This window comes from Carboxydothermus islandicus, assembly GCF_001950325.1.
GTDB classification, from domain to species: Bacteria; Bacillota; Z-2901; order Carboxydothermales; family Carboxydothermaceae; genus Carboxydothermus; species Carboxydothermus islandicus.
Genome location: NZ_BDJL01000058.1, coordinates 1 through 6,307 on the forward strand (window position 1 = coordinate 1; position 6,307 = coordinate 6,307).

Genomic DNA, 6,307 nt, shown 5'->3' on the forward strand with positions numbered 1-6,307 from the left:
ATTTAGGGAGAAAATTATACTCATTAAAAGATTATTCAATATAAAACGGTAAAATTACTCTATTGAGAGTGCCTGGTTAATGACTTAAAAGCAAAAAAAGCTTACAAAGCAAAAAGCATGCTTTTAGATTAGTGTTGAAAATTTTGAAAATATAGAGTATATTATGAATAAAATGTTTTATATACACAAAATTTCGGCAGGAAAGTACCAAAGCCTGTCGAATTATTATATTGTTACCTGGGGGGCAAAATATAAAAAATTTAAAGGAGGTTGTGTGCATTGAGAAAAAGAAGTGGTTTACTGGCACTTTTAGCGGTAGTGCTGAGCTTCTCTTTGGTCTTTACCGGCTGTGCTAAAAAGACCGAGGAGAATAAAACCGGGGAGAATAAAACCCCGCAAGTTATTAAATATGTTTTAGGGGCTGATCCGGAAACTTTAGATCCGGCTAAAATGACCGGTCTTCCGGAGGGAACTATTGCTAATGCAATTTTTGAAGGATTAACCCGTTATGACAAGGATGGAAAAATTGCTCCCGGTATTGCGGAAAGATGGGAAATTTCCCAGGATGGCAAAACTTATACTTTCTATTTAAGAGATGCCAAGTGGAGTGATGGAACCCCGGTAACAGCCAATGATTTTAAATACGCGTGGCTTCGGGCTTTAGATCCAAAGACAGGTTCCGAATATGCTTATCAGTTGTACTACATCAAAGGTGCTGAAGAGTACAACAGCGGTAAGGGTAAAGCTGAAGACGTGGCTATTACGGTAGTTGATGACAAAACCTTAAAAGTTGAATTAAAAGAACCGGCTCCCCAGTTCTTAGGTTTGACAGCATTCCAAACCCTGTATCCATTAAAGAAAGAAGCAGTAGAGGCAAACCCGGACTTTAAAGTTGAAGGGGACAAGAAAATTGTAGGTAACGGTCCCTTTATCATTGAAAGCTATAAGAGCAAGGACAAAATTGTTTTCAAGAAAAACCCCAACTACTGGGATGCGGCCAGTGTAAAACTTGATGAACTGCAGTTCCTTTTAATTGACGATGCAAAAACTGCTTTAACCATGTTTGAAAACGGCGAAGTGGATATGATCGACGATATTCCTACCGAAGATATTCCCCGGTTAAAGCAGGAAGGGAAACTGAAAATTTATCCAAGCTTGGCAACTTACTTCTATCGTTTTAATACTACCAAGAAGCCGTTTAACGATGTCCGGGTAAGAAAAGCATTTGCAATGGCTATTGAACGGCAAGTAATTATCGATACTATTACTCAAGCAGAACAAAAACCGGCTTTTGCCTTTGTACCCTATGGTATTCCCGATGCGGATGGCAAAGACTTCCGGGAAAATGGCGGCAACGCTTACTTTAAAGAAGATGTCCAAGAAGCTAAAAGACTCTTGGCCGAAGCGGGTTATCCCGACGGCAAAGGCTTCCCAACGGTAACTATCCTCTTTAACACTTCTGAAGGTCACAAGAAGATTGCTGAGGCTATTCAGCAAATGTGGAAGAAAAACCTTGGTGTTAATGTCAAGATTATGAATCAGGAATGGCAAGTATATCTTGACATGGAGGATAAGCTCCAGTACGATATTGCCCGGGCTGGCTGGGTAGGAGACTACCTTGACCCGATGACCTTTATTGATATGTTTGTAACCAATGGCGGTAATAATGATACCGGTTGGAGCAATAAGAAGTATGATGAACTCGTGAAGCAAGCAAAATCCACCAATGATCAAGCGGTACGGATGAAAGCTATGCATGAAGCCGAAAAGATCTTAATGGATGAAATGCCGATTATGCCAATTTACTTCTATACCAACCCGGTATTAATGAGCGATAAGCTTCAGGATGTTGTTATTCCTGCCTTCGGTTTACAAGCGGAATTCAAATGGGCTTACGTAAAATAGTTTTAAATTAAACAAAATTATGTTTTGGGGATGGGGGTATATGCGGAAACTTCCGCATATACCTTTTTCCCTGTTATAATAGGGTTTAAGTAAATTTTGAACAAAGAAATGAGGTGGGGTAATGGGCCGTTTTTTATTGCAACGGTTGACGTATATGTTGGTAGCGTTGCTTTTGATAATAACTTTTACCTTTATTTTAATGCACGTGGTGCCCGGTGGGCCCTTTGCCAGTGAAAAGCAGCTGCCCGAATCGGTGATGAAAAACTTAAATGAAAAGTTTCATTTAAACGATCCTTTATGGCTGCAATATGTAAAGTATTTACAACAACTGTTAAAAGGGGATTTGGGAGTATCGTTTAAGTATGAAGGGCGAACGGTTAACGATTTTATCAAAAACGGTTTCCCGGTGTCGGCTACACTGGGTGCTGTTTCGGTAATGATTGCCTTAATTTTTGGTATATCTCTGGGGATAATTTCGGCGTTAAACCAGAATAAATGGCAGGATTATATTGCAACGATTTTTGCAACCATAGGGTTTTCCGTACCAAGTTTTATCATGGCATCGCTTTTAATGTACTTTTTTGCCTATAAGATAAAGTTATTTCCAACAGCGATGTGGGGAACACCGGCTCACGTAGTACTCCCGGCGATAGCTTTGGCAACGTTGCCTACGGCGTTTATCTCAAGAATCGTGCGTTCTAACATGATTGAAGTGCTGCAGCAGGATTACATTAAAACTGCCCGGGCCAAAGGTATGAGCGAACGGGTAGTTATTTACAAGCACGCTCTAAAAAATGCTATCTTACCGGTAGTAACTTACCTCGGGCCGCTCATTGCTGGGGTATTTACCGGAAGCTTTGTGGTTGAAAAAATCTTTGCTATTCCAGGGATTGGACGGGATTTTGTTATTTCGATTGTTAACCGGGATTATGGCTTAATTTTAGGGTTAACCGTTTTTTATGCGGCATTTTTAATGTTGATGAATTTATTGGTTGACCTTTCTTACGCCTTAATTGACCCAAGAATTAAACTTACCCGGAAGGAGGGCTAAGGGGTGGAAATAACCAGAGAACTGCTCACGCCACTTGAAAAATCGGGGCTTGAAGCGGAAGCTATCGGAAAGCCAAGAACTACTTACTGGCAGGATGTACGCCGTAATTTTCGTAAAAATAAGCTGGCAATGGTTGGTTTAGTGGTGATTATTCTTTTAGTTATTATGGCTGCTATTGGTCCTTATCTTTCTGGGCATACCTATGATGAACAAAATTACAAGATGGTGAACCAACCTCCTAATAGTCAATACTGGTTTGGGACTGACTCTTTGGGTCGGGATTTGTTTACCAGGGTTTGGTATGGTGCAAGGATTTCCCTGGAGGTAGGTATTATAACGGCAATTTTGGTTTTCATAATTGGTGTATTATATGGCGGCATTTCCGGTTATTTTGGCGGAATTGTGGACGAAATAATGATGCGAATTGTGGAAATCTTGTCGAGTATCCCGTTTCTTTTATGGGTTATTCTTTTAATGGTTATTATGGAACCGGGATTAAAGACTATTTTTATTGCTCTTGGTGCCGTTTACTGGCTAAATATGGCGCGGCTTGTCAGGGGGCAGGTTTTAGCATTAAAAGAACAGGAATATGTTTTGGCAGCCAAGGTGTTAGGGGCAAGTCCCCTTAGGATTTTAGTAAGGCACATAATTCCGAATACAATGGGTCCGATTATTGTTGCCATGACCTTGATGATACCTGAAGCTATCTTTACTGAAGCCTGGCTTAGCTTTTTAGGCTTGGGGGTTTCGGCTCCGATGGCCAGCTGGGGCAGCCTTGCCAGCGATGGGGTGCAGGCTATCACAGCTTATCCGTGGCAATTATTTTTCCCGGCGTTTTTCATCAGTATAACCATGCTGGCTTTTAACTTTGTGGGAGACGGGTTAAGAGACGCCTTAGACCCGCGGGCCAGAAGATAGGAGGTTTTAAAGTGGCAAACATTTTAGAAGTAAAAGACCTAAGAGTTAACTTTAAAACTTTTGCCGGTGATGTCCAGGCTGTCCGCGGTGTAACCTTTAGTGTGAAAAAAGGGGAAGTTGTAGCCATAGTAGGGGAATCGGGATGTGGAAAATCGGTTACCGCCCACACGATAATGAAGTTAATCCCTACACCTCCGGGGAAAATTGTCAGCGGACAAATCCTGTTTAACGGAGAGGACTTGGTTCCCAAAACCCAGGAACAAATGGCAAAAATCCGGGGAAAAGAGATTGGAATGGTTTTTCAGGATCCGATGACCTCTTTGAATCCTACTCTTACCATTGGTACTCAAATAGGTGAGGTACTTCGGGTTCACCAGGGATTAAAAGGTGAAGCAGCGAGAGACCGGATGATTGAATTATTAAAAATGGTGGGAATCAACCAGCCGGAAAAGAGATTAAAACAATACCCCCATGAGTTTTCCGGTGGGATGCGTCAGAGGGTTTTAATTGCCATTGCCCTTGCCTGCAATCCGCAGCTTTTAATTGCGGACGAGCCTACTACCGCTTTAGACGTTACCATTCAGGCCCAGATTTTGGAGCTTTTAAAAGAGCTGCAAAATAAGCTCCATATGTCGGTCATAATTATTACCCACGATTTAGGTGTTGTAGCAGGGTTTTCCGAGCGAGTTGTGGTTATGTATGCCGGAAAAGTGGTGGAAGAAGGAACTACCGAAGAAATATTTTATAATGCGAAACATCCCTATACCTGGGGACTTTTAAAATCGGTTCCGCGTTTGGATCAGGATCGGTCAACACCCTTGATACCAATTACCGGTCGGCCACCGGACTTAATAAATCCACCTAAAGGTTGTGCCTTCTGGCCGCGCTGTGAACATGCTATGAAAATTTGTGCTATGTACGAACCACCGGAAACTGAAGTTACTCCTGGTCACCGGGTTAGCTGCTGGCTTAATGCCGAAGAGGTTAAAAAGCTTAAAACAAAGGCGGTGGATTAAGTGGCAGAAAATATCATAGTGGCAAAAAATCTTTCTAAATACTTTAATTTAGGACACGGTCAGGTATTAAAAGCGGTTGACCGGGTAAATTTTGCTATAAGAAAAGGAGAAACGGTGGGGTTAGTTGGAGAATCGGGATGTGGCAAAACAACTCTTGGTCGGGTGTTAGCCGGACTTTATCAACCAACCGCGGGAACGATTGAATATTCAGGTCAAGATATTGCCAGGATGAGTAAAAAAGAGAGATACGGTTTGCACCGGAAAATCCAGATGATTTTTCAGGATCCTTATGCTTCACTAAATCCCCGGATGACCATTGGTGAAATTATTGCGGAACCAATTGACATTCACCGTTTGGCTACCGGAGAGGAGAGAAACCGCCGGGTTATTGAACTTTTAGAACTTGTAGGCTTAAATGAGGAACATGCTAACCGCTTTCCCCATGAATTATCCGGGGGGCAGAGGCAAAGAATTGGGATAGCCAGAGCACTGGCGGTAAAACCGGAGTTTATAGTTTTAGATGAACCGACCTCGGCATTAGACGTTTCCATTCGTGCGCAAGTAATTAATCTTTTAGAAGAGTTAAGAAAGCAATTTGGCTTAACTTACCTGTTTATCTCCCATGACTTATCCACCGTAAGGTATTTAAGCGATAGAATTGCGGTCATGTATTTAGGCCGTATAGTGGAAATTACGGAAAGTAAAAGACTTTATGAGAATCCCTTACATCCCTATACCCGAGCCCTACTTTCAGCTGTACCAATTGCCGATCCGCGGATTGAAGCGACCCGTCAGAGAATTATCTTAAAGGGGGATGTTCCGAGCCCAATTAATCCGCCCGAAGGTTGCCGGTTTGCTTCGAGGTGTCAGTACGCGGATGAACGTTGCCGTAAGGAGACGCCGGAACTACTAGAAGTGGAACCCGGACACTTAACAGCCTGTTTTAAACCAGGTATAAAATAACCAAAAATTACAACAAAAAATTAATAAAATGGTCTTGATTCGGTAAAAAGGTTATGCTATATTATTAAACGTCGGCGATGCGCCGACAAAAAAATAAATAGCTTGACAGTATAATGAAGCTATGTTAAGATAATAATCCCAAGGTATGTTCTTTGAAAACAAAACAACGGCAAGCGGACCGTACTCGGGAAGGGTACGGAAGCAAAAAGCTTGGATTGACCCTTTTATAGGACCTAACCTGTGCGAAACAGGTTTAGATACCGGGGTCCCCAAAAAATCGCAAGATTTTTTGGGGTAGTACTTCGGGGTTCCCGCAAAAAGCTTCGCTTTTTGCGGGGGTGACTTTATGGAGGGTTTGATCCTGGCTCAGGACGAACGCTGGCGGCGTGCCTAACACATGCAAGTCGAGCGGTCTTGGAGGTTAGCTTGCTGACCTCCAGGATAGCGGCGGACG

At 42.4% G+C, this 6,307-nt stretch carries 5 protein-coding genes and 1 rRNA gene; all 6 read left to right on the forward strand.

Features of this window, described 5'->3' with window-relative positions; translation table 11 throughout:
- Window positions 1-279: 279 nt before the first annotated feature.
- On the forward strand, window positions 280-1,905 hold the full coding sequence (locus ciss_RS08930; RefSeq protein WP_075866021.1) for a peptide ABC transporter substrate-binding protein: 1,626 nt from the start codon (window positions 280-282) through the stop codon (window positions 1,903-1,905).
- 121 nt (window positions 1,906-2,026) lie between these two features.
- On the forward strand, window positions 2,027-2,956 hold the full coding sequence (locus ciss_RS08935; protein WP_075866022.1) for an ABC transporter permease: 930 nt from the start codon (window positions 2,027-2,029) through the stop codon (window positions 2,954-2,956).
- A 3-nt stretch (window positions 2,957-2,959) separates the two neighbouring features.
- Window positions 2,960-3,874, forward strand: a complete 915-nt coding sequence (locus ciss_RS08940; protein WP_075866023.1) for an ABC transporter permease — start codon at window positions 2,960-2,962, stop codon at window positions 3,872-3,874.
- An 11-nt stretch (window positions 3,875-3,885) separates the two neighbouring features.
- The gene (locus ciss_RS08945; protein WP_075866024.1) at window positions 3,886-4,890 is read left to right on the forward strand and encodes an ABC transporter ATP-binding protein; all 1,005 of its coding nucleotides are present in this window, start codon (window positions 3,886-3,888) and stop codon (window positions 4,888-4,890) included.
- Complete coding sequence (locus ciss_RS08950) at window positions 4,891-5,853, forward strand: ABC transporter ATP-binding protein (RefSeq protein WP_075866025.1); 963 nt, start codon at window positions 4,891-4,893, stop codon at window positions 5,851-5,853. It begins immediately after the preceding gene.
- Between the two features lie 343 nt (window positions 5,854-6,196).
- A 16S ribosomal RNA gene (locus ciss_RS08955) occupies window positions 6,197-6,307 on the forward strand; the annotation flags it as partial.

Excerpts from the sequence above, each read along its gene's own strand:
- ciss_RS08935 (WP_075866022.1), top strand. The coding sequence starts at position 2,027 with ATGGGCCGTTTTTTATTGCAACGGTTGACGTATATGTTGGTAGCGTTG.